The sequence below is a fragment of the Luteitalea sp. TBR-22 genome (genome assembly GCF_016865485.1).
In the GTDB taxonomy this organism is placed as follows: domain Bacteria; phylum Acidobacteriota; class Vicinamibacteria; order Vicinamibacterales; family Vicinamibacteraceae; genus Luteitalea.
In genome coordinates, this window is sequence record NZ_AP024452.1 from 5,270,779 (window position 1) to 5,294,786 (window position 24,008).

23 protein-coding genes are annotated in these 24,008 nt (G+C 70.6%); 6 read left to right on the top strand and 17 right to left on the bottom strand.

All coding sequences use genetic code 11. The annotated features are described in order from the left end of the window. Positions 1-46 precede the first annotated feature (46 nt). Positions 47-2,029 carry a hypothetical protein gene (locus tag TBR22_RS21865; protein WP_239489956.1) on the top strand — a complete coding sequence of 661 codons (1,983 nt, stop codon included), beginning with the start codon at positions 47-49 and terminating at the stop codon, positions 2,027-2,029. Here the strand turns inward: TBR22_RS21865 and TBR22_RS21870 are convergent, their stop codons facing one another. From TBR22_RS21870 to TBR22_RS21885, 4 genes are all read right to left on the bottom strand, one after another. Further along, positions 2,030-3,388, bottom strand: coding sequence for a sodium:alanine symporter family protein (locus tag TBR22_RS21870; RefSeq protein WP_239489957.1), 1,359 nt, complete (start codon positions 3,386-3,388; stop codon positions 2,030-2,032). Between the two features lie 178 nt (positions 3,389-3,566). Then, entirely contained in the window at positions 3,567-4,346 is a 780-nt protein-coding gene (locus TBR22_RS21875; RefSeq protein WP_239489958.1) for an SDR family NAD(P)-dependent oxidoreductase, read from the bottom strand. Then, entirely contained in the window at positions 4,346-5,224 is an 879-nt protein-coding gene (locus tag TBR22_RS21880; RefSeq protein WP_239489959.1) for a DUF547 domain-containing protein, read from the bottom strand. The genes TBR22_RS21875 and TBR22_RS21880 overlap by 1 nt, the downstream gene beginning before the upstream one ends. A 123-nt stretch (positions 5,225-5,347) precedes the next feature. Next, positions 5,348-6,163 carry an alpha/beta fold hydrolase gene (locus TBR22_RS21885; protein ID WP_239489960.1) on the bottom strand — a complete coding sequence of 272 codons (816 nt, stop codon included), beginning with the start codon at positions 6,161-6,163 and terminating at the stop codon, positions 5,348-5,350. A 57-nt stretch (positions 6,164-6,220) separates the two neighbouring features. Between TBR22_RS21885 and TBR22_RS21890 the strand changes: the two genes are divergently transcribed. After that, positions 6,221-8,014, top strand: a complete 1,794-nt coding sequence (locus tag TBR22_RS21890) for a hypothetical protein (RefSeq protein WP_239489961.1) — start codon at positions 6,221-6,223, stop codon at positions 8,012-8,014. 44 nt (positions 8,015-8,058) lie between these two features. On the opposite strand, the gene TBR22_RS21895 is transcribed toward TBR22_RS21890, so the two are convergent. Then, positions 8,059-9,291: a c-type cytochrome domain-containing protein gene (locus tag TBR22_RS21895; protein WP_239489962.1), complete on the bottom strand. Its 1,233-nt coding sequence runs from the start codon at positions 9,289-9,291 to the stop codon at positions 8,059-8,061. Between the two features lie 120 nt (positions 9,292-9,411). Here TBR22_RS21895 and TBR22_RS21900 point away from each other — a divergent pair, with 120 nt between their 5' ends. Further along, positions 9,412-10,356, top strand: coding sequence for a COX15/CtaA family protein (locus tag TBR22_RS21900; protein ID WP_239489963.1), 945 nt, complete (start codon positions 9,412-9,414; stop codon positions 10,354-10,356). Positions 10,357-10,396: 40 nt separating this feature from the next. On the opposite strand, the gene TBR22_RS21905 is transcribed toward TBR22_RS21900, so the two are convergent. Beyond that, complete coding sequence (locus tag TBR22_RS21905) at positions 10,397-11,239, bottom strand: neutral zinc metallopeptidase (protein ID WP_370651368.1); 843 nt, start codon at positions 11,237-11,239, stop codon at positions 10,397-10,399. 321 nt (positions 11,240-11,560) lie between these two features. Beyond that, entirely contained in the window at positions 11,561-11,953 is a 393-nt protein-coding gene (locus TBR22_RS21910; protein ID WP_239489965.1) for a helix-turn-helix domain-containing protein, read from the bottom strand. A 169-nt stretch (positions 11,954-12,122) separates the two neighbouring features. Between TBR22_RS21910 and TBR22_RS21915 the strand changes: the two genes are divergently transcribed. Further along, entirely contained in the window at positions 12,123-13,076 is a 954-nt protein-coding gene (locus TBR22_RS21915; protein ID WP_239489966.1) for a ring-cleaving dioxygenase, read from the top strand. A 104-nt stretch (positions 13,077-13,180) separates the two neighbouring features. Here TBR22_RS21915 and TBR22_RS21920 read toward each other — a convergent pair whose 3' ends face one another. From TBR22_RS21920 to fumC, 7 genes are all read right to left on the bottom strand, one after another. Further along, complete coding sequence (locus tag TBR22_RS21920; RefSeq protein WP_239489967.1) at positions 13,181-13,969, bottom strand: hypothetical protein; 789 nt, start codon at positions 13,967-13,969, stop codon at positions 13,181-13,183. Positions 13,970-13,985: 16 nt separating this feature from the next. Next, the gene (locus TBR22_RS21925; protein ID WP_239489968.1) at positions 13,986-15,020 is read right to left on the bottom strand and encodes a low specificity L-threonine aldolase; all 1,035 of its coding nucleotides are present in this window, start codon (positions 15,018-15,020) and stop codon (positions 13,986-13,988) included. 167 nt (positions 15,021-15,187) lie between these two features. Next, on the bottom strand, positions 15,188-16,255 hold the full coding sequence (locus tag TBR22_RS21930) for a DUF3500 domain-containing protein (RefSeq protein ID WP_239489969.1): 1,068 nt from the start codon (positions 16,253-16,255) through the stop codon (positions 15,188-15,190). Positions 16,256-16,420: 165 nt separating this feature from the next. Beyond that, the gene (locus tag TBR22_RS21935) at positions 16,421-16,633 is read right to left on the bottom strand and encodes a cold shock domain-containing protein (RefSeq protein WP_110174894.1); all 213 of its coding nucleotides are present in this window, start codon (positions 16,631-16,633) and stop codon (positions 16,421-16,423) included. Between the two features lie 309 nt (positions 16,634-16,942). Beyond that, positions 16,943-17,392 carry a CoA-binding protein gene (locus TBR22_RS21940; RefSeq protein WP_239489970.1) on the bottom strand — a complete coding sequence of 150 codons (450 nt, stop codon included), beginning with the start codon at positions 17,390-17,392 and terminating at the stop codon, positions 16,943-16,945. 65 nt (positions 17,393-17,457) lie between these two features. Next, the gene (locus TBR22_RS21945) at positions 17,458-18,408 is read right to left on the bottom strand and encodes a hydroxypyruvate isomerase family protein (RefSeq protein WP_239489971.1); all 951 of its coding nucleotides are present in this window, start codon (positions 18,406-18,408) and stop codon (positions 17,458-17,460) included. 95 nt (positions 18,409-18,503) lie between these two features. Beyond that, complete coding sequence (fumC, locus tag TBR22_RS21950; protein ID WP_239489972.1) at positions 18,504-19,907, bottom strand: class II fumarate hydratase; 1,404 nt, start codon at positions 19,905-19,907, stop codon at positions 18,504-18,506. Between the two features lie 189 nt (positions 19,908-20,096). On the opposite strand from fumC, the gene TBR22_RS21955 reads away from it, so the two are divergent. Further along, positions 20,097-20,714: a type 1 glutamine amidotransferase domain-containing protein gene (locus TBR22_RS21955; protein ID WP_239489973.1), complete on the top strand. Its 618-nt coding sequence runs from the start codon at positions 20,097-20,099 to the stop codon at positions 20,712-20,714. On the opposite strand, the gene TBR22_RS21960 is transcribed toward TBR22_RS21955, so the two are convergent. Continuing rightward, entirely contained in the window at positions 20,700-21,173 is a 474-nt protein-coding gene (locus tag TBR22_RS21960) for a hypothetical protein (RefSeq protein ID WP_239489974.1), read from the bottom strand. The two genes, TBR22_RS21955 and TBR22_RS21960, sit on opposite strands and share 15 nt — an antisense overlap. A gap of 48 nt (positions 21,174-21,221) precedes the next feature. On the opposite strand from TBR22_RS21960, the gene TBR22_RS21965 reads away from it, so the two are divergent. Next, a complete protein-coding gene (locus TBR22_RS21965; RefSeq protein WP_239489975.1) occupies positions 21,222-22,991 on the top strand; it encodes a hypothetical protein in 1,770 nt (589 codons plus the stop codon). Positions 22,992-23,156: 165 nt separating this feature from the next. Here the strand turns inward: TBR22_RS21965 and TBR22_RS21970 are convergent, their stop codons facing one another. Further along, entirely contained in the window at positions 23,157-23,525 is a 369-nt protein-coding gene (locus tag TBR22_RS21970; RefSeq protein WP_239489976.1) for an HNH endonuclease, read from the bottom strand. A gap of 43 nt (positions 23,526-23,568) precedes the next feature. Continuing rightward, a complete protein-coding gene (locus TBR22_RS21975; protein ID WP_239489977.1) occupies positions 23,569-24,003 on the bottom strand; it encodes an NIPSNAP family protein in 435 nt (144 codons plus the stop codon). Positions 24,004-24,008 lie beyond the last annotated feature (5 nt).

Below are 24,008 nucleotides of genomic sequence, written 5' to 3' on the forward strand. Positions count from 1 at the left end.
GAATGTTAGGCCGTCGTGCTAGCATTCCCAACCTCAACCTCTCGTCGTGCCGGCACGCTCCACATCCCTCCTGTGGCTCGCCCTCTGCTGCGGTCTGGCGGTGGCCTTCTCGTGGCCACTGCCCCTGCATCTGGGCACCCATCTCACCGGTGCCCCCTCTGGCGACACGGGGGTCTACGTCTGGAACCTGTGGGTGTTCCGGCACGAGGTCCTGCAGCAACACCTCCCGTTGCAGACGGGCACGGTGCTCTCGCTGGCGCCGCCTGTCGATCTCACGCTGCACAACTACACGCTGTTCATGGACGCGCTGGCCTTCCCGTTGATCGGGACGCTGGGCCTGATCAGGACCTTCAATCTCGTCTACCTCGCGATGATGGCGCTGAGTGCCTGGGCGATGGCGCGCCTGGCCTACACACTCTGCGGTCGATCCTGGGAGGCGTGGCTGGCTGGCGTGGCGTTCGGGTTCTCGCCCGTCATGCTGGCCCGGAGCACGGGCCACTTCTCGCTGGTCGCCGCCGCGCCGCTGCCGCTGATGCTGCTCGTGCTCGTCAGGGGCGAGGGCAAGGGACGGCCGCGCGATGCCGTGGCTCTGGGGGCGCTGCTGGCCTGGGCGGCCTTCTGCGACATCTACTACGCGGTGTACGGCGCGCTGCTGGTGGGCGCCTACGTCCTGGCGGCGGCGATCACGATCTCGCGGGCGCCGTACGACAGCCGTCTCGCGTTCGCCCAGCGCGTGTCGAGGGGCCTGGTGCTCGTCGCCGCGACGTTCGTGCTGCTGGTGGCCGTGCACGGCGGGTTGGTCGAGATCGCCGGGCTGCGCATCAGCATGCGTTCGCTCTACACACCCATGCTCGTGCTGACCGTGCTGGCCATCGTGGCGGCGCTGCTGCGTTGGCGACCGCGCATCGAATGGCGCTACCGGTTCGTGTCGCAGCACCCCTGGCTGGCGGCGCTGATGGTCGTGACGGCCGCCGTGCTGCTCTCGCCCGTCCTGGTGGCGTACGGCGGGCGGCTGTTGTCGGGCGAGTCCGCCAGCCCTGACATCTATTGGCGCAGCAGCCCACCTGGCGTGGACCTGCTCGCGTTCGTGATGCCGAACCCGAGTTCGGCGCTGTTCGGCGCGCCCTTCAAGGCCTGGATCGAGGCGCAGCGCGTCGACGGGTTCGCCGAGCTCACGGGGGCGATGCCCCTGGTGGCCCTCGGTTGCATCGCTCTGGCCGCCGCGCTCGGTTGGCGTCCGGAGCGACGACGATGGCTCGGCTTCACGGCCTTCTTCGCGCTGCTGTCGCTCGGGCCGTTCGTGCACGTCGGCGGCATCAACACCTACATCCCCGGCCCGTGGGCGCTGCTCCGCTACGTGCCGATCGTGGGCCTGGCACGGTCGCCGTCACGCTTCGTGGTGCTGGTCTCGCTGTTGGTGGCGGTGCTCTTCGCGCTCGCGCTGACGGCGCTCACCACGCGGTGGCCGGCACGGCGCCGCCTGCTGCTCGGCGTGGTCACCGCGCTGCTGCTGTTCGAGTTGTCGCCGGTGCCGCGCACGCTGTATTCGGCGGCGATTCCCTCGGTGTTCACGACCATCGCGGCCGACCCGCAGACCGACATCCGCGTGCTCTCGCTGCCGTTCGGCCTCCGCGACGGCACCTCGTCGCTCGGCAACTTCAATCCCCTGACGCAGTACTACCAGACCGCGCACGGCAAGCGGCTGGTGGGCGGGTACCTGTCGCGCCTCACACCGCAGCAGAAGGAATGGCACCGGCGCTTCCCGGTGCTCGATGCCCTGTTCACGCTCAGCGCCGACCCCGCGGCGCGACTGACCGAGCAGCAGCGGTCGCTGGCGTACGCCGCGCGCGACCGTTTCCTCGGCGGGCTGCGCCTCGCCTACGTGGTGACCGAGGACGCGCAGACGACGCCGGCACTCCGCGCCTTCGCCGAGGACCTGTTGCGACTCGAGAAGGTGATGTCGGCAGACGGCTTCACGCTGTACGTGCCGAAGGCGCCGGCCGGCCCCGCCTCCACACCCGCACGCTAGCTAGCGAGTCCGCTCCGGGGGCGGCCCGTCCGGGGCCGCCTCGACCCGGTGCCCACGCGCGACCCGCGCGGCGTACCCCGACAGGCCGATCACGCCGACGATGTTCGGGAAGATCTGGAGCGCGTTCATCAGATCGCCCCACGCCCACACGACCTCGACGCGGCTCATCGCCCCGAACGGGATCAGCACGCAGTAGATCCACCGATACCAGTGCGCCACGGGTCGGTCGAGCAGGTACTCGAAGAACTGCTCGCCGTAGAAGGCCCACCCGATCAGCGTCGTGTACCCGAAGAGGAACGCGCACAGGGCGACCACGTATCCGCCGACACCTGGCATCGCCGCCTCGAAGGCCGACGCGACCGCCGCCGAACTCGTGAGCCCGGACTGCCACGCGCCCGTCAGCAGGATCGTCATGGCGCTGATCGTCGAGGTGACGAACGAGACGATGGCCACCTCCATCACCGCCTGCAACCCCTGCTGCTCCGGCCGCCGGCTGCGCGCGGTGCCGTAGGCGACCGACGCCGTTCCGTAGCCGGCCTCGTTGGCGTACATCCCGCGCGCCAGGCCGTACCGCATGGCGACGACGATGCCCAGCGCGCCACCGGCCGTCGCCTTGAGCGAGAAGGCCTCGCGGAAGACCAGCGCGAGCACGGCGGGGATGTTGCCGGCAAACATGACGATGACGATGAGGCCGCCGCCGAGGTACAGGCCGACCTTCAGGGGCGCGAGCTTCTCGGCGGCCTTGCCGATGCTGCCGATGCCGCCGACGATCACCAGCCACACGAGCAGGCCGACGGCGACACCCGAGGCCCACGTCGGGATGGCGAGCTGGCTCTGGAGGACGACGGCGATCGAGTTGGGCTGCGTGAACGGCGTGGTGGTGATGGCGGCGACGCCGGCGACCAGCGCGTAGGTGGACGCCAGCCACGGCTGCTTCAGTCCGTCGCGCAGCGCGTACATCGGCCCGGATCGGATGGTCGTGCCCGACGCCTCCCGCCAGGTCACGCCGAGCACCGCCTCGGTGAACTTGATCGTCGTCGCGACGAACCCGTAGGCCCAGATCCAGAACAGCGCCCCTGGCCCGCCCGAGACGATCGCCGTGGCGACGCCGGCGATGTTGCCGGTGCCGATGGTGCCCGACAGCGCGGTCATGAACGCCTGGAACGGCGACAGGGCGCCCGCCGCGCCACTCTCGGCGCTTGACAGCATGGCCCTGAAGGCCTCCCCGACGCGGCGCACCTGCACGAACCGGTAGCGGATGGTGAGGAACAGGCCCGTGCCGAAGAGCAGCAGGAGCAGCCAGGGCACGAACAGCGCGTCGGCGGCGCGCTGGATCAGGTCCGCGAGGGTGGTGAGCATGACGGGGGTACAGCTTAATGCCGCGATGCCGAATGCCGGCAATGCCGGCATGGCTCATGAGTCACCAACAGCGCAAGGGAGAAGGAGAAAGGCCAGGAGGCAACCCGCTTGGCTTACCGACTCCCGAGCCCCGATTCCCGATTCCCGACTCCCGACTCCCGACTCCCGACTCCCGACCCTAGATGTTGCTCCGGCTCTGGCACCCGTCGACGGTGATGCAGGCGCCACTGATCCAGGAGGCGCGGCGCGAGGCGAGGAACGCGACCACGTCGCCCACTTCGTCGGCGCGACCGAAGCGCCCGAAGGGCAGGTCGGTCTCGATGAAGCGCGCGATCCCCACGGGGTCGGCCTGCTGGCGTTGGTGCCACGAGCCGCCCTCGAAGAGGATGGAACCGGGTGCCACCGAGTTGACGCGGATGTTGGACGGCGCCAGCTGCTGGGCGAGCGCCTTGCCGAGGCTGATCTCGGCCGCCTTGACCGCGTTGTAGGTCATGCGGCCGCCCGACTCGCGTCCCCAGATCGAGGCGATGAGCAGGATCACCCCGCCGCCGCGCGCCTGCATGTGCGGCACCACGAGGCGGGACGCCCGGATGGCCGGGTAGAGCGTCTGGTCGAACGCCTGCTGCCACACCTCGTCCGGGGTGTCGAGCAGCCCGCCGCCCTTGCCCAGTCCGACGTTGTTGACCAGCACGTCGACGCCGCCGAAGCGGCCGGCGGTTGCCTCGACGAGGCGCTGCAGATCGTCGGCCTTCGACACGTCAGCCTGCACGGCCAGCACGTGCTCGTCGGTGCCGGCCACCGCCGCCAGTTCCCGCGCGGCTGCGTCGAGCGTGTCCCGGGTGCGCCCGCAGATCACGACGCGAGCGCCCTCGGCGGCCAGCGCGCGTGCCGAGGCGAGGCCGAGTCCCTTGCTGCCGCCGGTGACGATGGCCACCTGGCCGGCCAGTCCGAGATCCATCAGCGGGGTCCCCCGTCGGTGAGGTCGTTGAGCCGCCAGTCATACGACGAGTAGGCGAGCGTGAACGTGTTACGGGTGAGGCCGCGACGCTCGGTGGGCAGCACGTGCGGCACCACCATCTGGAGCACCGCCAGTTCGAGCGGGCTGCGGCGGGAGAAGGTCGCCGCGTCGCCCGTCCAGGCCCTGGTGAACTCGGCCTGTCGCCAGCCGAAGATCGGCGAGATCTCGATGCGGTCGGAGCCCGGATCGTAGCGGAAGCATTCGTTGCGCTGGACGCACTCGGCGGCCACGGCGCCGAGCTGGTCCTCGAGGCGCCGCGCGGTGAACGCCTCGCTGCGCAGGCGCCCGCCCCCGAGCGAGCCGCGCCCGAGCGCGAAGTACATCCGCGGGTCGTCGAAGGTCGGCAGGACCTGCTTCTCGATGTCCTCGAGCGACAGCAGGCGCCCACCGACGCGATGCCGCCTGGCCGTGAAGGCGCCAGGCACGTGCATGATGCTGTCGGGCGGGTACTGGGCGGCGCTGCCCTTGATCGGATACGCGTTGACGACCGTGCGCAGCACGAGCGCGTTGTAGGCGTTCAGCCAGAAGGCGGCGCGCTCGGCCTTCGACCAGCCCTCGAAGGCGGCCTGCGGCACGTCGAGATTGCTCACGTACCCGTCGAGGCGGCCACGCTCGGCGCGCAGCGCCCGGTAGTAGACCAGGCCCTCGCGCACGTAGGTGTCGAGGATCACGTCCAGGGAGGCATGCATGCCCACGTCCGGAGGCGTCACGGTCTGGGCCGCCGCCGGCGCCCACGCCCGAGGGAGCAGGGTCCCTGCGAGCGCGATCGCGACGACGGCGAGGTGGAACAGGCGAGGGCGGGAAGAAGTGCTGGGCATCGATTGACAGTCGGTCTTCGGCGTTCGGCGCGCAGGCGGTGGCTCCACCGCGCCTGCCCACCGAGACGCGTCACGCATCACGCGTGGAGCGTTCGGGCGGTCCACGCCTCGAGTCTCGGTCTCCTATAGCGTACTCGCCCCTCGTCGGAGTGTCGCCAGCCAACGCTGGAGCGCCCCATTGAACGCCGCCGGGTGCTCCACGTTGCTCAGGTGCCCGGCGCGCGGGATCTCCACCAGCGTGGCGCCGGCGATGCCGTCGGCGATGACCCGCGCCACCGCGGGCGGCGTGAGCACGTCCTCGGCGCCGACGAGCACGAGCGTCGGCACGGCGATCGTCGCGAGCGTCGGCCGGCTGTCGGGTCGCGTGCGCAGCGCTTCCAGCGCATCGGCCACGGCGCTGCCCGGCGTCTCGGTGGCCCAGCGGCGTACCTCGTGCGCGAGGTGAGGCTCGTCGGTCTGCGTGGTGGCGCCGAGCAGGCCGGGCAGCATCGCGTCGATGACGGCGCCGGTGCCCGACGTCCGGGCCAGCCCCTGCATCGCCACTCGCCTGGCACGCGCCTCGTCGCTGTCGGCGTCGGCCCTGGTGTCGGCCAGCACGAGGCCGCGAATGGCCGCAGGGTGCCGGCGCCAGCACTCGAAGGCGACGTATCCACCCATCGAGAGGCCGGCGAGGACCACCGGCCCCGCGTCGAGCGAGGCGATCAGCGCGAGCACGTCGGCGGCGTGATCGCCCACCGAGCGCGCCGGCGCGCCCGTGGAGGCGCGAAAGCCGCGCAGGTCGGGCGCCACGCCTCGCCAGCCGGCGGGCAACGCGTCGAGTTGCGGGGCCCACATCTGCGCGTGCAGGGGAAAGGCGTGCAGGAAGACGATCGGCGAGCCTTCCCCGACCTCGGTGACCGAGAGCATGGTGTCGCCGACGCGCACGTCCCGCAGGGCCATGTCGCCATTATCGGAGGATTCGGGATGCCGCCGTCAGCAGCCTGTATCATGGCGTCCGTGAGCCGGCACGTGTGGGCGCTCTGCCTCGTGGCCTGGCTCGGAGCGGCGCTGTGGCAGGCCAATCCGGTTCGCGTGGGGGATGGTCACGAGCACGTGGCCGTCGCGCTCAACCTCTCGCGGGGGCACGCGCCGTCGTTCGCGCCTGACCAACTGGCCTCCCTCGAGCGCGAGCTCCGGGCACTCGGTCCTTCGTTCGCCAATGCCTCCCTGGTCCATCCCGACCTCGTCGGCCGGGACGGACGTCAGGACGTGCCCCATTTCTGGCTGTACCCGCTGCTGGCGACACCAGGCGTCTGGACGGCGCGGACCGTTGGGGTGTCGCCGTTGTGGGGTTTCGTCGGCCTGCACGTCGTGCTGCTGCTCGCGCTCGGATGGCTGATCCTGTCGCGACCAGCGCCGGTGTGGACGTCGCTGCTCCTGCTCAGCCCGATCGTCTGGTGGATCGACAAGCCGTCGACCGACCTGCTGCTGGTCACCTGCCTCGCGGGCGCGCTGCTGCTGTGGCCGACGCGTCCGGGCGTGGCCATGGTGCTGCTCGGCGCCGGCGCCAGCCAGAACCCCGGCCTGATCCTGGTGGCCGCCCTGTTCGCGGCCTGGGGCTCCATCGAGCGACCGGCGCGGTTGATGTGCCGCCGCTGGCAGTCGGGGGTGCTGACCGCCGCCGCCCTGATTCTCATGCCGGCGGGCTACTACCTGTGGCGACTCGGACTGCCGTCGCCACTCACCGCATCGACGGCGACCCGCTGGCCGGGCATCTTCGACGCACTCTTCCCGATCACCGACGTGACGATGGGGTTGATGGTGCGCTATCCACCGTACGTGCTGGCCGTGGCGGTGGCCGCGGGGTGGCTGGCGCGGCGAGAACTGTCGCGCCTGCGTGATCCCTTCATCGCCACGACGGTGCTGGCCGCGCTGGCCCTGCTGTGGGCGGTCGGACAGCCGGTGAGCCAGAACCACGGCGGCAGCCCCGACCTCAGCCGCTACGCCCTGTGGCTGATGCCGCTGGCGCTGCCGCTCCTGCAACAGGCAGGCACGAGCACGCATCCCCTGCCGGCCCGCCTCGGCCTCGGGCTGGCCGTGCTGTCGGCGGCCTGGACGCTGGTCGCCTTCCCGCTCTCACGGCCAGAGGGACACCTGCAGCCGACCCGGCTCGCCGACTGGCTGTGGCGGCAACACCCGATGTGGAGCGACCCCCGCCCGGAGGTGTTCGCCGAACGGCTGTCGCACGCCGAGCCCGCCGTGGTGCCGACAGGCACGGTCGACTGCGCCAAGGTGCTCCTCTACGAGGGCGCGTGGCCGGTGCACTGCCTGCCGCAGGACACGCCACCCGACGCCTGCCTCGATCCGCAACGCTTCTGTTACGCGAATCGCACCGCCACCGGGGCGGGCTACCTCTTCATGGTGGAGCCCCTGCGTCCGGGGTTCCCCGTGACGCCTGCCGAGAAGACGTGGACGCGCGAGACGCCCGCCGTGGCGACCATGCGGCAGTTGGTGAAGGGCCTGGCCATTGGTGAGCCGGCCGGGGCGCTGGTCTCGCTGCGCGGCCTCTGGAACGCCTCGTGGATCCAGGAATGGAGCGGACGCGACCGATCGGTGTTCTACGTGCGGAACACCCGTCCGGACGCACGCATCGGCGTCCGCGTCAGGCAGCGGGCACTGGCCCGGGTCATCGACCTCAATCGCGCCGTCGAGGTCGCCACGTACCCGATCGAGGCCAACACGATCAACCCCGAGTCGATCCCCCTGCCAGACGCCACGCCCGATCTCGCCATCACGTTCGAGCCGAGGTAGGGCGGGGCGCCACGCCCTGCCTCGTCACGCCGTCCGAGCCACGCTTACTGACTTCCCGCCGGCGGATACGGAGCGCCCGCGGCAATCCAGCGACGCAGCGTGTCGATCTGCTTCTCGCTGAGCGGATCCTTGTCGAGCGGCATCTGGTCCTCGCCGTCGAGCCCGAGCACGCGTCGCATGATGAGGCTGTTCTCCGGATCGCCCGGCTTGAGCAGCGCGCCGCTCTTGCCGCCCTTCTGCAGCGCCTCGACCGAGTCCATCCGCAGTCGCGCCTTGACCTTGTCGGGGCCGTGGCACTCCACGCAGGTTCGCTTGATGATGGGCATGACCTCACGCGTGAAGTCCGGCGTATCGGCCTGCGTCGTCGAGGCGTCGGTCGACTCGGCAGCCGCGGCACTCGGCACCGGAACTCCGGCAGGCCCGGCGACTGGCGATGCAGGCGCCGGCGCGGGGGCGGGAGGCGCCGCAGCTGTCGGGGCCACGGGCGCGGCGGCGTGGGCAGGAGCGATGGCTGCCGCGGCGGCCACAGGTGGGGCGGTCGGCGTCGCCGCGGGCGCGCTGACCGGCGCCGGGACCTCGGCGCTCACGGGTGCCGCCTTCTGGTTCCACGGCAGCACCCCGGTGAGGTAGTCCTCCCCGTACACCAACCCGCCGCCCATGTGCCCGGTGGCGCCGACCACTGCGCTGGTCGCCAGCACCAGGCCCACGTACGCGACCACGTGGCGCGCCCCTGCCGCACGCCGGACCATCTGCCCGGCGCCCAACGCGGCCGCAGCCGCGAACGTCGAAATCCAGCCCATCACCTGATGCCTCCCAAGCGCCACGGCCGCTTCGCCGGTCACCGTCTGGTGCCCTGCATTCAACGTGCCGAGCAGGACGGACGCCACCGCCCCCGCGACGCCGAACGCCAGACAGTATGTCCCAGCCTCCGACGGCAGCGGGCGACGCCTCAGCACGTGCAGCCCCTCGATCACTGCCGCCACGGTGAGCAACGCAATCGGGAAGTGCACGACGATGGGGTGCAGGCGGCCCAGGAGGAGCCACCCCCACCACGCGCGCGGCCGCGGCGCCGGCACAGCGGGGTCGGCCTGCCTGCTCGGCCTGGCCACTGGCATGGTGCGCACCTGATGCGTGGAGACGAGTGTCCGGGCGAGCGAGGTACTCCGGCTGGGCTCGGCCGGCAATGCGCTGGCAGACAGGGGACTGGCGGACACGAGCAGGCCTGCCAGCATCAGCGATGGCAGGACGACGCGTGCGCCGAGGGCGCGAACGTCCATGGGACCTCTAGTCGACGGCGGCGGGGCAGCCAGCGTTACCCAGTCTAGTGGTGCCCCTTCAGACGGGCAACCGGCGGAGATGGTCGGGCCGGCCCCGTCCGCGATTGATAGGATCCGATCGTGCGCTCGCTCGCCCGTACCGCCTGGCTCGTGCTCGCCTACAACCTCCTGGTCATCGCCTGGGGCGCCTACGTCCGCGCCACGGGCTCGGGCGCCGGCTGCGGTGCCCACTGGCCGTTGTGCGACGGGCGCCTGATCCCGCGGAGCCTGGGGGCCAGCACGCTGATCGAGTACTCGCATCGCCTCACCAGCGGCCTGGCCCTCGTCTCGGTCGTGGTGCTGCTGGCCTGGGTGCGGCGCGCCTGCCCCCCGGGGCACCCGGCCCGCCGCGGCGCGGCGATGACCGTGTTGTTCATGCTCACCGAGGCGGCCGTGGGCGCCGGCCTGGTGCTGTTCGAACTGGTCGCCGACAACGCCAGCATGGCCCGCGCGCTCTTCATGGCCGTCCACCTGGCCAACACGTTCGTGCTGGTGGCGTGGATGACGCTCACGGCCTGGTGGCTGTCCGGAGGCGAGGACCTCGAGGTGAGCGCGGCGCCCGGCCGGGCGGCCGCCGTCGGCGGGCTGCTCACCGCGGTCACGGTGGTCGGCGTGAGCGGCGCCATCGCGGCGCTCGGCGACACGCTGTTCCCGAGCCAGACGCTCGCCGAAGCGCTGGCCGCCGACCTCTCCCCCACCTCGCACCTGCTGATCCGCCTGCGCATGTTCCACCCGGCGCTGGCGATCACCACGGCGGTGCTACTGATCGTCGCCGCGCCCGTGCTGGCCCGGCGGTCGGCCGTGCCGCTGGCCTCCACGCTGGCGCGTGGCGTGTCGCTGCTGGCCGTGCTGCAGGTGGTGGCCGGTGTGGTGAACGTCGCCCTGCTCGCGCCGGTCTGGATGCAGTTGGTGCATCTGCTGCTGGCCGATGCGCTGTGGATCACCCTGGTCCTGCTCGGGGCGGTGGTGCTGGGTCGCAGCGCCGCGCCGGCGACGCGCAGGGTCGAGGCGACCCAGCGCGCCTGACGCGCACGCCCGCATCGCGTCTGCCCGAGACGGATGCGCCTCAGCTGGCCGCGGACGCGAACGTGTCGCAGGCCTTGTAGTCGCCGGTCTTCAGCCCGCGCGTCAACCACTCCACGCGCTGCTGCGAGCTGCCGTGCGTGAAGCTCTCCGGGCGCACGCGGCCGGTGGCTTGCGACTGCAGCTTGTCGTCACCGATCGAGGCCGCGGCGCGCAGGCCTTCCTCGGCGTCGCCAGGCTCGAGGATGCCGCGCTGGGCCGTCGAGTGGCCCCAGACGCCGGCAAAGCAATCGGCCTGCAGTTCCATCAGCACCGACAGCTGGTTCTGCTGGCGCGGATTGCGCTGCTGCAGGGCGCGCACCTGCCGCTCGATGCCGAGCAGGTTCTGCACGTGGTGGCCGATCTCGTGCGCGATCACGTACTGCTCGGCGAAGTCGCCCGGGGCTCCGAACCGGCGGTCGAGCTCGTCGAAGAACGCGAGGTCGAGATAGACCTTCTGGTCACCGGGGCAGTAGAAGGGCCCCATCGCGCTCTCGCCCATGCCGCAGGCCGACGGCGTCGCCTCACGGAACAGCACGAGCGTCGCTTCCCGATAGCGATCGCCGAGCAGCCTGGTCCAGGTCGCCTGCAGATCATCGAGCCCCTGCCCGATCTCCCTGACCTTCTTCTCCTCGGCCGGCGTCGTCTGCAGCGGACCGGACTCCTGCACCTGCGGCTGGGAGGCCTGCTGTTGCAGCACCGGCGAGATCATGTCGCGACCGAAGAGCAAGCTGAGGACGAGGAGGATCAGCATGCCTCCGAGGCCCACCCCGGCCCCCCGGCCGACGCTCGTCGCGCGGCGATCCTCGATGTTCCGGCTCGGTCCTGCATTGGGGTCCCAGCGCACGTTCCAGCTCCTTCCGCCACGGCCTCGTCGGCCATTCATGTCCACTCCGGCACCGAACCACCTGCACGAGGCGCGCCGGATCCGGGTCCCGAATCATGGCAACCCCCGGGGGGCCACCACTTGCTGGCTGTCGGTCTAGTGTCGCTCAAGGCAGGACAGATCGGCAGGGGGCCGTCGGCTGAGCTGTCGAGCCGGGTCAGGAGCTCGGCAGTGGGCGGGGGCACCGGCATCCGGCCAGGTCGGCGAGTTCGTGGACAAGAGAAAGGGCGCCCGCGTGAGGCGCCCCGTTCCTGCTATCCCGGTGCCCTGTGCCTGCTCGAGCTACCGTCCTGTCCGGGACTCCCTGGCGCGGGTGGCGGCGCGACGCACGGCCTGCACGCGCTCGCGTCGCAGGTGGCGGCGTCCCCAGTCGTCGATGGCGGCCACCACGGGCTGCAGCGCGGCGCCGGCGGCGGTGAGCGAGTACAGGGTGCGGGGCGGCGAGGAGGCCTCGACGCGCCGCGCGAGGAGGTCGAGACCGACGAGCGTCTCGAGACGCTGGGCGAGCGTCGAGGGATTGCAGCCGCCGATGGCGCGGGCCAGCTCGTTGAACCCCATCGGACCGTCCATCAGCGCATGCACGATCTGCATCGTCCACTTCCCCTGCAGGACGCCGATCGCGTCGAGCACGGGACAGAAGCGATCGGACGGGGCGGAGGCACGGGCGCGGGCCACGGCGTCAGGCTAGCAGAGGAGACGTCGCAATTCCATAGCTACTTGCATTTTCATAGCAGCTTCGCGTACACTAGCGAGTGCCGGCCAACGACCCGCGCTGCGGGCGCGCCACGACGCGGGCGCGCGGGTCCGCCCTTCCACCGCCGGGAGGGTCGCCGGCCATCGAGCCATGCAGACGATCAGCGGCTTGCACCACGTCACGGCCATCTCCGGCCCCGCGCAGCAGAACCTCGACTTCTACGCCGGCATCCTCGGGATGCGGCTCGTGAAGAAGAGCGTCAACCAGGACGACCCCGGCACGTACCACCTGTTCTACGCGGACGCAGCCGGGCATCCCGGCACGGACCTGACCTTCTTCCCCTGGTCGCACATGGCGCCCTCGCGCGCCGGGCATGGCCTGGCCACCGAGGTGCAGCTGACGGTGCCCACCGGCTCGCTCGACTACTGGGGCGAGCGGCTGACGCGCTACGGCGTGAAGGTCGGCGGTGTCGAGACGCGCTTCGGCGATCGCGTGCTGCCAGCCGTCGACCCGCACGGGCTGCAGGTGGCGCTCGTCGAGTCTGCCGACCCGACCACGCGCGGCTTCGAGCCCTGGGCCCACAGCCCGGTGCCCGTCGAGCGTCAGGTGCGCGGCCTGCACGGCGCCCGCACGTGGCAGCACGACAAGGCGCCGACGGCGTGGTTCCTCACCAACGTGTTCGGGTTCACCGAACGCGGGACGGAGGGCGGATGGACGCGCTACGTGATCGGCGACGGCGGCCCCGGCCGGGTGCTCGACGTCCGCGAGACGCCCGACGAGCGCCGCGGTGCCTGGGGCACGGGCAGCATCCATCACCTGGCGTGGCGGGTCACCGACGAGGCGCACGAGCTCATCGTCCGCAAGGCGGTCGAGGAGGTGGGCCTGCGCCCGACGCCGGTCATCGACCGGTTCTGGTTCAAGTCCGTGTATTTCAAGGAACCTGGTGGCGTGCTGTTCGAGCTGGCGACCGACGGGCCCGGGTTCGCCGTTGACGAGGACGCGGGCCACCTCGGCGAGACGCTCGTGCTGCCGCCCTGGCTCGAGGGTCAGCGCGCCGCCATCGAGCGCGCCGTCCCGGCGCTGACGTACCCGCCGCAAGTCTGAGGCCGGGCGCCGGGCACCGGGCACCGGGGGGCTGTCAGTCATGACTCATGACGCATGACCGACGTGACGCTCAACGTCAGACGTTAAACGTTAAACGTCAAACGTCAGATGGCCCCCATGCTCCTCAGGTACTCGAAGTAGGGCTCGGGCACGACCTTCCACTCGCCCTTGACCTTGCGTACGCGGAAGGGGATCTCGATGCTGCCCATCATGCCGACGAAGACGAGTTCGTCGGGCGAGGATCCGGCGGTGATGCGCGTGCCGCTCGGCATGCGCACCACTTCGCCGGGCCGGGCCGGCGCCAGGCCCATCTCCACGGCCAGCATCGCCACGTGGCCGCGATCGGCACCCGGCAGGTTGTTGTTCCGTGTCAGTTCCTCGACGTGCTCCGGCAGGTAGCTGAGCGCCTTCAGTGGTTCGGTCTCGTCGTTCATCACGTGGTACAGGAACCGCTTCACCAGCATCACCGGGGCGTCGTCGGGTGGCGGCGCCGAGGCCTGCTGGCGCTCGGCCACCCAATAGCGCGGATCGACGCGCCAGCCGTCGCGGGTCCGCACGACCGGCACCGGCACCAGCGAGCTGCCGTACTGCGTCACGTACACGATCCGCGTGCCCACAGGGGCCGCCGCGACGTCATCGACGGGCTCGCCCTCGAACAGCGGAGGGAGCTGTGACGAAAAGCGCACCCGCTCCAGTTGCTCCTCGATCCGGCGCAGGCCCTCCCCCGCAGGAGGCGCCGGCGGCATCAGGACGTCGATGCCCTCGACCGGCAGCGTGGCCCTGACAAACGCGTCGCGTCGCCCGAGCACCATCGACGACAGGGCGTCGAAGGCGATCTTCTTCGGGTCGTCGGCCGCCGCAGCGCCCTTCGGCCACGTCGCCATCGCGATCACGAGCGCGATCAGCGCCCTACGCGTCGGTCGTACAGAGTTCCGCCAGAATGTCGGCTGCCCGGGCGCACTGGTCACGCGTCACCTCCAGATGAGTGACAACGCGCAGCGTGCGCGGGCCGAACGCGATGAGGAGCACGCCCCGCTCGCGGGCCCGCGCAACGACCGTGGCGGCGTCGGGCGCGCCGGGCGAGAGGTGGAACATGACGATGTTGGTCTGGACCGTCGCCAGGTCGAGCCGCACGCCGGGCGACTGCGCGACCCGCTCGCCGATCAGCCGCGCGTGCGCGTGGTCGTCGACGAGCCGGGCATAGTGGTGCGCAAGCGCGTGGGTCGCCGCCGCGGCCAGCAGGCCGACCTGGCGCATCGCCCCACCGAACATCCGACGGTAGCGGACGGCCCGGGCGATCACGTCGCGTGGACCGGCCAGCAGCGACCCAGCCGGCGCGCCCAGCCCCTTGCTCAAGGCCGCCCAGACGACGTCGAAGGGCGCGGCCACGGCGGCCGGCGGCACCCCGAGGGCGACGGCGGCGTTCCAGAGGCGGGCGCCGTCGAGCAGCGATGCGATGCCGTGCGCCCGCGCTGCCGCGCAGATCGCCTCTGCGTCGGCCAGAGGCACGACGATGCCGCCCGCCCGGTTGTGGGTGTTCTCCACCGCCACGAGCGTGGTCGGCGGGTACAGCATGTGGCCCTTCGGCTTGACCGCCGCAAGGAACTCGTCGGCCGAGAACCTGCCGGCCTGCCCGATCTCGGTCAGTTGCACCCCGGCGTTGGCTGCCGCTGCGCCGGTCTCGTGCCAGGCCAGGTGACTCTCCCGGCTCACGATCACATCGTCGCCCGGGCGCGTGAGCGTGCGGAGCGCCACCTGGTTGGCCATCGTCCCGGTGGGCAACCAGAGGGCCGCCTCCTTGCCGAGCAGCGCCGCGCCCTGCTCCTGCAGCGCGTTGATCGACGGGTCCTCGCCGAACTGGTCGTCGCCGACCGGCGCCGCTGCGATGGCCGCGCGCATCTGGGGCGTCGGCCTGGTCACTGTGTCGGAGCGGAGATCGATCATCGGGGATGGGCCTTGGGCGCCTTGGGCCTTGGGCCTTGGGCCTTGGGCCTTGGGGCTTGGGGCTTGGGGCTTGGGGCTTGGGGCTTGGGGCTTGAGCCGTGAGCCCTGAGCCGTGAGCCCTGAGCCGTGAGCCGTGAGCCCTGAGCCCTGAGCCGTGAGCCGTGAGCCTAGTGCTTCACCGCCGCGAGGTGCTTGCGGAGTACGTCGCCGCCGAAGTCGTGCTCGGGATCGCGCCACATGCTGTGGATGTGGTTGGCGTCGTTCTGGCTGTTGTCGTACTCGATCAACATCGTCGGGCCGTGCACGCGGTAGTAGTGCTTCTTGCCCACCTCGAGGCTACCGGCCCACGCGAAGTGCAGCTTGTCGAAACCGGCCTTTTCGATGCGCGCGAGTTGCGACTTGCGCTGCGCCTCGGGGAAGCGGTTGGCGTAGACGTCGATGAGCTTGCGCAGCTGCGCCTTCTGCGGCGCCGTGAGCGTGGCGGCGGCCACGCCGTCGAACTGCGCGATCTCGGCCTTCGGCTTGTTGGTGGTGACGATGTCGTTGGTCGTCTCGGGAGCGATGACCGCCTTGGCCTTCTGGTCGGCAGTGAAGAGCGCCATCAGCGCACGCGCCTCGTCTTCCTCGGCGGCGAGAATGCGCAGGCCCGCGCTCGGCCCCGACAGCACCTTCGCGGGATTGGAGCCGAAGAACAGGGGCGCGACGACGTCACCGTCCTTGCCGGCATGCGTGGCGTTCACCGAGAGGTGGTGTCCCTCGAAGCGCCAGGCCCACACGCCCTCGGCCGACGGCGTGCCGAAGATGGCGGTGTAGTAGAGGCCCGGCTGCCGGCGCATGTAATTGGCCACGCCCTGGCCCTTCTCGATCTCGCGGAGGATGTCCTCGTGGGCGATGATCTTGCGCGCCGTCGCGTACCCGCTCTCGCTCAGGCCCGAACGCAACAGCGAGAACGCCTGGGCCTGCTGCGGCTCTGCCAGTTCCTCGAGCGGCACGCCGGCGCGGACCATCGGCACGTAGTTCAACTGGGTGCGGGCTTCGTGCTCGAGCGGCAGCAGGGCCTTGTCGCGGGCGGGTCCGGACAGCGACGTGGCGAGCGCCGTGGCCGCCGCGGTGCTGCTGGTGGCCGCCGGCGCGGCGGCCTTCCGGTCCGACGCCGGTTGGGCGGTGGAAGGACGCGAGGCGACAGCCGCGGCGGCCGCGCCGAGGACGAAGGCGGAGAAGAGGATGGCGCGCATGGGGGTGGCGCGGATTCTACTGCGGCCGGACGGGAATCGGGAGTCGGGAGTCGGGAGTCGGGAATCGGAAGTCGGACGCGGGGCAGCACCTGCCGCAGCGAATGAAAAGCAAACGGCCGGACCGCTTTCGCGATCCGGCCGCTCGGTACTGCGAGTTGCTAGGACCTAGCGGCCCTGGCGGACAACGTTCTCGGCCGCCGGTCCCTTGGCGCCCTGGACGATGTCGAACTCGACGCGCTCACCCTCGACAAGGGTCTTGAAACCCGTGCCGGCGATGGCGCTGTGGTGCACGAAGCAATCCTTCTGGCCGCCCTCGGGCGTGATGAAGCCGAAGCCCTTGCTCTCGTTGAACCACTTGACGGTACCGGTAGTACGCATGTCGAACTCCTCGTTCGGTAATCGGAGCACCGCCATGCCACACGGACCGACCGACTACTGATTTTCTGTCGTGCAGACTCCCCCACGACGGGGGCAATCGCTGCGCGGGAACGATTGCGGGCACTCAATGCAAAAGGCCTGGCGAACTTCCCAGGCCTCCTACAACCTTGGACTATCACGCCCCATGCAGGACGTGTCGCGCAAGGTGAATATACACGGGCCCGGCAGCGGGCGCAAGGGCCCCGATCCTGCCGAAGGTCAGGGGAGCTCCTGGAGGTCGTTCATCGACTACCCGGCAGGGCCGCGGGCTCACCGCCGCCCGTGGTTCCGGTAGTCGATCATCAGGCAACGGTCCTGCACCACCTGGATGCCGGCGCGGGCGAGTGTCTCGGCCACGGCGTCGTTGCGGATCCCCGACTGGAACCAGACGGCGCGCGGGGCGCGCGCGAGGATGTCGTCGACGTGGCCCGGCAGGTCCTCGGGCCGCCTGAACACGTCCACCAGATCGAGTTGTCCGGGGACGTCCACGAGCCGCCGGTAGACGGGCTCGCCCAGGATCCGGGGCTCGACATGGTCGTGCACCACGACCGGCACGATGGTCAGGCCCATGTCCTGCAGGGCCTCGGGGACGTAGTAGGCCGCCTTGTGGGCGTACGAGGCAGGGCGCGCGCCGAGGACGGCGACACGGCTCACGCCATGGAGGAGCTGGCGGATGTCGGACGGGGTGGTGAGCAGGCAGCGGCGCCAGTCGTCGGCCATGGCTTCACCGTACGGCAGAAGGCCTCGCGCGGCCTACTCGACCGCGCGAGACGAAGGCGGGCTGGTCAGAACGCGTCGGAATACACGTACGCGTCGATCAGCTTCTGCTCGCCTTCCTTGCCAGGGAAGGCGTTGCCATGCTCCATGCCGAGGATGAAGTCCCGCCCCTCGGCGGCCGCCTTGGCGTGGATGTGCTTGAAGATGTTCTTGTAGTTGACTTCACCCGTGGTCGGTTCCTTGCGGCCAGGGTTGTCGCCGATCTGGAAGTAGCCGATCTCGGACCACGCCCAGTCGATGTGCGGGATGATGTGCCCCTCGTTGCGCTGCATGTGGTACATGTCGAACAGGATCTTGCAGGCGGGCGAGTTCACGGCGCGGCAGATCATGTACGTCTGGTCTGACGTGCGCAGGAACTGATCGGGGTTGTCGCTGAGCGGCTCGAGCACCATCACGAGATTGTGCTTGGCGAGCACGTCGGCTCCGTACCGCAGCGTGTCGATCACGTGGGCGTGCTGCAGGCCGATCGGCAGCTTCCGCTCGAAGCCGCCGGGCACCACCGTCATCCACTTCGCGTTGCAGCGCTTGGCCACCTCGACGGCCGACTCGCACGCCTTGATGAACAGGTCGCGGTTCTCGGGCTTGCCCGTCGTGAACCTGTCGCTGTTGTTGCCGCCCGTCTGGATGACGAAGACCCCCATCTGGATGCCGAGCCTGGTCATCGCCTCGCCGAGCTGTGCCTGCAACTCGGGCGCGCGGCCCATCATCCCGTTGTCCTCCATCGCCGTGAAACCCTGGTCGGCCATGAACTTCAACTGGTCGAACAGGTCCTTGCCGGCGGAGTTCTCGAACATGCCGAAGTGCGGGGCGTACTTCAGCTTGAACTTCCGGGCGGGCGTGACCGGGCCGAACGTCCGCGCCGCGGGCGCGGCGGGAGCCGGTTGGGCCGCGGCCGCGATCGGCAGGCCGAGGGCGGCCGTCATCGCGGTCGTCTTCTGCAGGAAGGCACGTCGATCCATGAGCGATCGCTTTCGTAGGGACGTCCCGGGCCCGGGTACCCGTTACCCGATACCCGGAACCCGTCAGTCGTTCTCGGTGTGCGGCGAATTGTACGTCAGCCCTTGCTGGGCCGGGTCATCTCCACGGGGACGATCCACTGCTCGTACTGCTCGGCGGTCACGTCGCCCGACGCCAGGGCCGCCTCTCTCAAGGTCAGGCCTTTCTTCTGCGCCGTCTTGGCGATGGCCGCCGCCTTGTCGTAGCCGATGTGACGGTTGAGTGCCGTCACCAGCATCAGGTTCTTGCCGAGGTTCTCGGCGATCTTCTCGCGGTTGGGCTCGATGCCCTTCGCGCAGCCCTCCTCGAAGGCCAGGCACGCGTCCGAGATCAAGGCGATGCTCTCGAGCACGTTGTGCACCATCACCGGCTTGAAGACGTTCAGCTGGAAGTTGCCCTGCGTGCCGGCAAACGCCACCGCCGCATCGTTGCCGAACACCTGCACGCACACCATCGTCATGGCTTCCGACTGGGTGGGATTCACCTTGCCGGGCATGATCGACGAGCCGGGCTCGTTCTCGGGGATGAACAGCTCGCCGATGCCACAGCGCGGGCCGCTGGCGAGCCAGCGGACGTCGTTGGCCATCTTCATCAGCCCGCCGGCCAGCGTCCGCAGCGCTGCCGACGTCTCGACCAGCGCGTCGTGCGCCGAGAGCGCGAAGAACTTGTTGGCGGCCGAGCGGAACGGGTAGCCGGTAGCCTGCGAGATGTAATGGGCGGTGCGATCCCCGAACTGCGGGTGGGCATTCAGGCCGGTGCCCACGGCGGTGCCGCCGATCGCCAGGTCGTACAGGCCATCGAGCGACTGCTCCACCGCCTTCAGGCCGAAGTCGATCTGGGCCACCCAGGCGCCGATCTCCTGCCCCAGCGTGATGGGCGTGGCGTCCTGCAGGTGCGTGCGTCCCGTCTTGACGAGGTCCTCGAAGGCCGCCGACTTGGCCGCCAGCGTCGCCCGCAGCTTGCCCACCGACGGGAACAGGCGGTGCTGCAACTGCTCCACCACCGCGATGTGCATCGCCGTGGGAAACGTGTCGTTGGACGATTGACCGCGATTGACGTGGTCGTTGGGATGGATGGTGCGGTCGACGCCGACGGTGCCGCCGGTGAGCGCCACGGCGCGATTGGCAATCACCTCGTTGGCGTTCATGTTCGACTGCGTGCCCGATCCGGTCTGGAAGACGACGAGCGGGAACTGGCTGTCGAGCTCGCCGGCAATCACCTCGTCGGCGGCGCGGACGATCGGGTCGGCGACCGCCTGCGTCAGCTCGCCCAGCTCGGCATTGGCTTGCGCCGCGGCCTTCTTGAGGATGCCGAGGGCGCGGATGACGGGACGCTGCCACTTGAAGCGATCCACGCCAATCGGGAAGTTCTGGATCGACCGCTGCGTCTGCGCGGCCCAGTACACGTCGGCGGGCACCTCGATCGGGCCCATCGAATCCTTCTCGGTGCGGGTCTTGGTCATGGTCGTTCGCGGAAATGAGGCCGTACGGCGCCGGACGACCCGGGCCGCGTCGTGATCACTCAAGCATATGCCGGGGAGGCGAATCGAGGATCGAGGATCGGGGATTGGGGATCGCGGATCGGGAGTTGCAAGGCATGGGTTGCCGGGTAGACCGGACACCAACGCTTCGGCTCCAAGGGGGAAGAACGCATGACCACATCGCTGGCAGGGAAGAAGGTGGCCATCCTGGTGGCCGACGGGTTCGAGCAGGTCGAGATGACCAGCCCTCGCGACGCCCTCATCCGGGCGGGTGCGCTCGTCGAGATCGTGTCGCCCCAGGATCGACACGTGCGCGGCTGGCAGCACACCGAGTGGGGCGAGACGTTTGCGGTGGATCGCCCTGTGGTGGCCGTCGAAGCCACCGACTACGACGCGCTGGTGCTGCCCGGCGGCCAGATGAACCCCGATCTCCTGCGCGTCAACGCCAAGGCCGTGCAATTGATCCGGGAGTTCCACGAGGCCGGCAAGCCGATCGCCGCCATCTGCCATGGGCCATGGTTGCTGGTCGAAGCCGGGCTCGTCGACGGGCTGCGTCTCACGTCCTACCCGTCGATCCGCACCGATGTCGTCAACGCGGGCGGACAATGGCAGGACGCGGAGGTGGTCGAGGACGACGGGATCATCACCTCGCGCAACCCTGACGACCTGCCGGCGTTCAATCGGGCGACGATCGTGGCGATTGCCGGCAGCCAGGTGCCGCGCGACGTCGGGACCACCACGGCCGCCGGCGAGCCGATCGAGCAGGCCGGGGCATCAGGGGCGCGATGACGATGTCCGGCTGGCCTTCGCCCGTCCCGCCGCACTCAACGCACGCGCGGGGGCGCGGCGGAGCGTGGCGATGTACTCGACACGGCGGAACCGAAGCCCCGACCAGTCCTCGTCGATGGCGACGCCCCGCACGGGCTCGAGACCGGCGCCGCCGAGGGACGCCCACCCCGTGTCGCGATTGAAGTCGCAGGCGTAGCGTTTCGACGAGGCCTTCGGGTACGCACACCACAGGATCGCGTCACCCTCGAGGCGTGGCACGACGTCCCGGGCCACCCGCTCGACCGCCGCGAGCGTCCGGACGAACGCCAGCGCGAAGACGACGCCGCCCGTCGCTGGCACCTTGCGCATGACCGTCACGCCGGCCAGCGTCGCCAGTGCCGGCTCGAGCGAGGTGGGCGCGTCGAGCACGACGATGGTCGCGTGGTCCTTGAGGTTCAGCTTCCTGAACAGGTCGCTCATCGTGGGCCAAGGGTAATCCCGCTAGCGACCGGCGACTACAATGCGCGGGTGCATCGCCTCAGCGCGGCGGTCGTGGCCGTGTGGCTGGCCGCCATGTGCCTGCTCGCGCGTCCCCATCAGGTCGGGGACGCCAGCGAGTACGTCGCCATGGCGGGCCGACTGGCCAGCGGTCGGCCGCCCGCGATGACCGCCGAGGAGATGGCCGCCTTCACGCGAGCGTGGGCCGGTTCCACCGCAGGGTACGAGCTGCAGTCGCGTCAGTTGGACCCGCTGCGCGGGACCGACGGGCGATACGACATGCCGCACTCGTGGGTGTACCCGCTGATCGCCGTCCCCGGCGTGTGGCTGGCGCGGCTGGTCGGGGCCGGTGACCCGTGGGGACTGGTCCTCCTGAACGTCGCGCTCGTGCTGGCTGTGCTGTGGCTGGCGGTGCGACGCGGCGCCGGCCCGTGGACGCTCACGCTGCTCGCCGGTCCGCTGGCGTGGTGGATCGACAAGCCCATCTCCGACCTGTTCATCGCCTGCCTGGTCGCCCTCGCCGCGCTCGCCTGGCCGGCCCCGCTGTCCATCGTCCTGCTGGGCCTCGCCGCAGCCCAGAACCCCGCGTTGGGCGTCGCGGCCGCCACCTTCACGCTGGCGGCGGTGGCCGCCGAGCCTGCGAGGCTCCGCTCGCGCGCCTGGCAGGTGGCGGTCCTTGTCGGCGTCCTGTTGGCGGCGCTGCCGGCCGCGTACTGCCTGGTGCGGATCGGGCGCATCACGCCGCTGACCGTCTGGACCGATACGGCCGTGTGGCCGTCGTGGGCGGCCTTTGCCTTCCCGGTGCTCGACCTGAACCTCGGGTTCGTGCCTCGCTTCCTCCCGGGCGCCCTGGCGATGGGGCTGGCAATGCTGGCCCCGGCGGCGTGGAGGGTGCCCGGCGCGATACCCGGGGCGGTGACGATGCTCCTGCTGCTGCTCGCGGTGAGCCAGCAACCCAGCCACAACACCGGAGGCCACCCGGACTTCTCCCGGTACTGGCTGTGGGTCTGGCCCTTTGCGTTCCCCTTCCTGCTGGCGCAGGATGCCTCGCCGACGCGCGGCGCTCGCCTCCTCGGCAGCTGCCTGCTGGCCGCTGCCCTGGCGTGGAGCACGATGGCGTTCCGGATGGATCGTCCGGAGACGTACCGCTACCCGACGCCACTGGCGGCGTGGGTGTGGCGCGCGCATCCCGGCTGGTCCTCGCCGCTGCCCGAGGCGTTCGCCGAACGGACGTCACACCGCGAACCGGGACTGGTGCCGACGTCCACGCCCGGCTGCGAGAAGGTGCTCCTGGCCAACGGCGCATGGCCGGCATCGTGCCCGCCGCGCGCCGACGCGCCCGCCGGGTGCCTCGACGGGGGCGTGCTCTGTTACGCCAACAGGGGAGCCGACGGGACGTACACGTTCGAGGAGCTCGGGCGCCCGGCTCAATCCGATCTCGTGGTCCACGACCGCACGTGGCCGCGCGCCGACGACGCGAGCCGCTGGGTGGAGCGCGCGGTCAGGAGTGGCCGCGCCGGCGAGGACGGCGGAGTCGCGCAGGTCAGGGCGATCTGGGGCGCCGCGTGGCGCCAGTCGTGGGTTGCCGCCGACGGTCGGATGATCGTCTACGTCCGGGACGTGGGCGAGGCGGCCAGGATGGCCGTGCGCCATCCCCGGCCAGTGGGGATCCGCGTCACCACGCCGGATGGCCATCACAGCGAGACCACTGCCGCGCCGGGGACAGACCCGACGATGATCCTCCTGCCGCCAGGCGCGCACGTGCTCGTGGACATCAGCGACGGGCCGACGCCGCGATAGGCGTCATGCGGCGAGCGGTCGGGCTCCCTCCGCCCTGACGTGTGGCGACCGTCGCCCAAGGGCGACGGCTACGCCCGGCGAGAGAGGCGCGACGGCCGTGCCGCGTTCCACCTTCCACGTTCGACCTTCCACATTTGGCGTCAGGCGTCAGACGCGTCCTCTCGCCTACTTCTGCCGCGCCGCGCGTCGCGCGAGCAGGGCCGCGATGACCTCGCGGGCCCTGGGATTCGAGGGGCCGTCGGCGTCGTGGGTCTTCCCCTTCTGGCGGTTGCAGCGTGCGCAGGCGACGGCAAGGTTGGCCAGCGCCTCCACGTCGCCGACCTCGGCCACGAGCACGCGGGCGGGACCGCGCCCGAACCAGCTGCGGGGGACGATGTGCTCGAGGCTCGCTTCTCCGAGGGGGGCGCCGCCTGGCGCGATCGCCAGCTTCGACTGGCAGTGCAGGCACGGCACGATCCACGACCCGTCGTCGGCCTGCGTGGCACGGGCGTCGCTCTCGACGACGCGGAGGAGAAGCGTGTGGAGGCGGGACATGGGGCGAGCGGCAGCCGGGTGGCCGCCGCCCTTGCGGCGCGTGCTACTTGATCGCCGAGTAGTCGGTGGCGTCCATGAACACGGAGTCGACCTTCTCGACGATCTTGCCGTTGGCCTCCGACTCGGTGCGGACCTTCTGCCACACCGGGTCGGCGCCGAACGCCGCCCAGTTCTTCTTGGCCTGCTCGCGGCTCTCGTGCGAGATCACGTAAATCAGCGTGTTGCTGTGGGCCGGCTCGTCCTGCGGCACCCAGTAGCCGACGTTGGTCATCCCGTGCTTCTCGAACAGCTTCGTGGTGTGGTTGCGGAAGCGTGCCTGCAGGTCGGGCAGCTTGCCGGGGTGCGTGTAGTACGTGCGAAGCTCGAAGACCTTCTGTCCCCCACCCTGCGCAGCGAGATCGGCGCGCGAGAACTGCCCGGCGACGTAGCCGGCGGCGAAGATGAGGACGAGGACCAACAGCGGGCGGACGTGACGCATCGGGA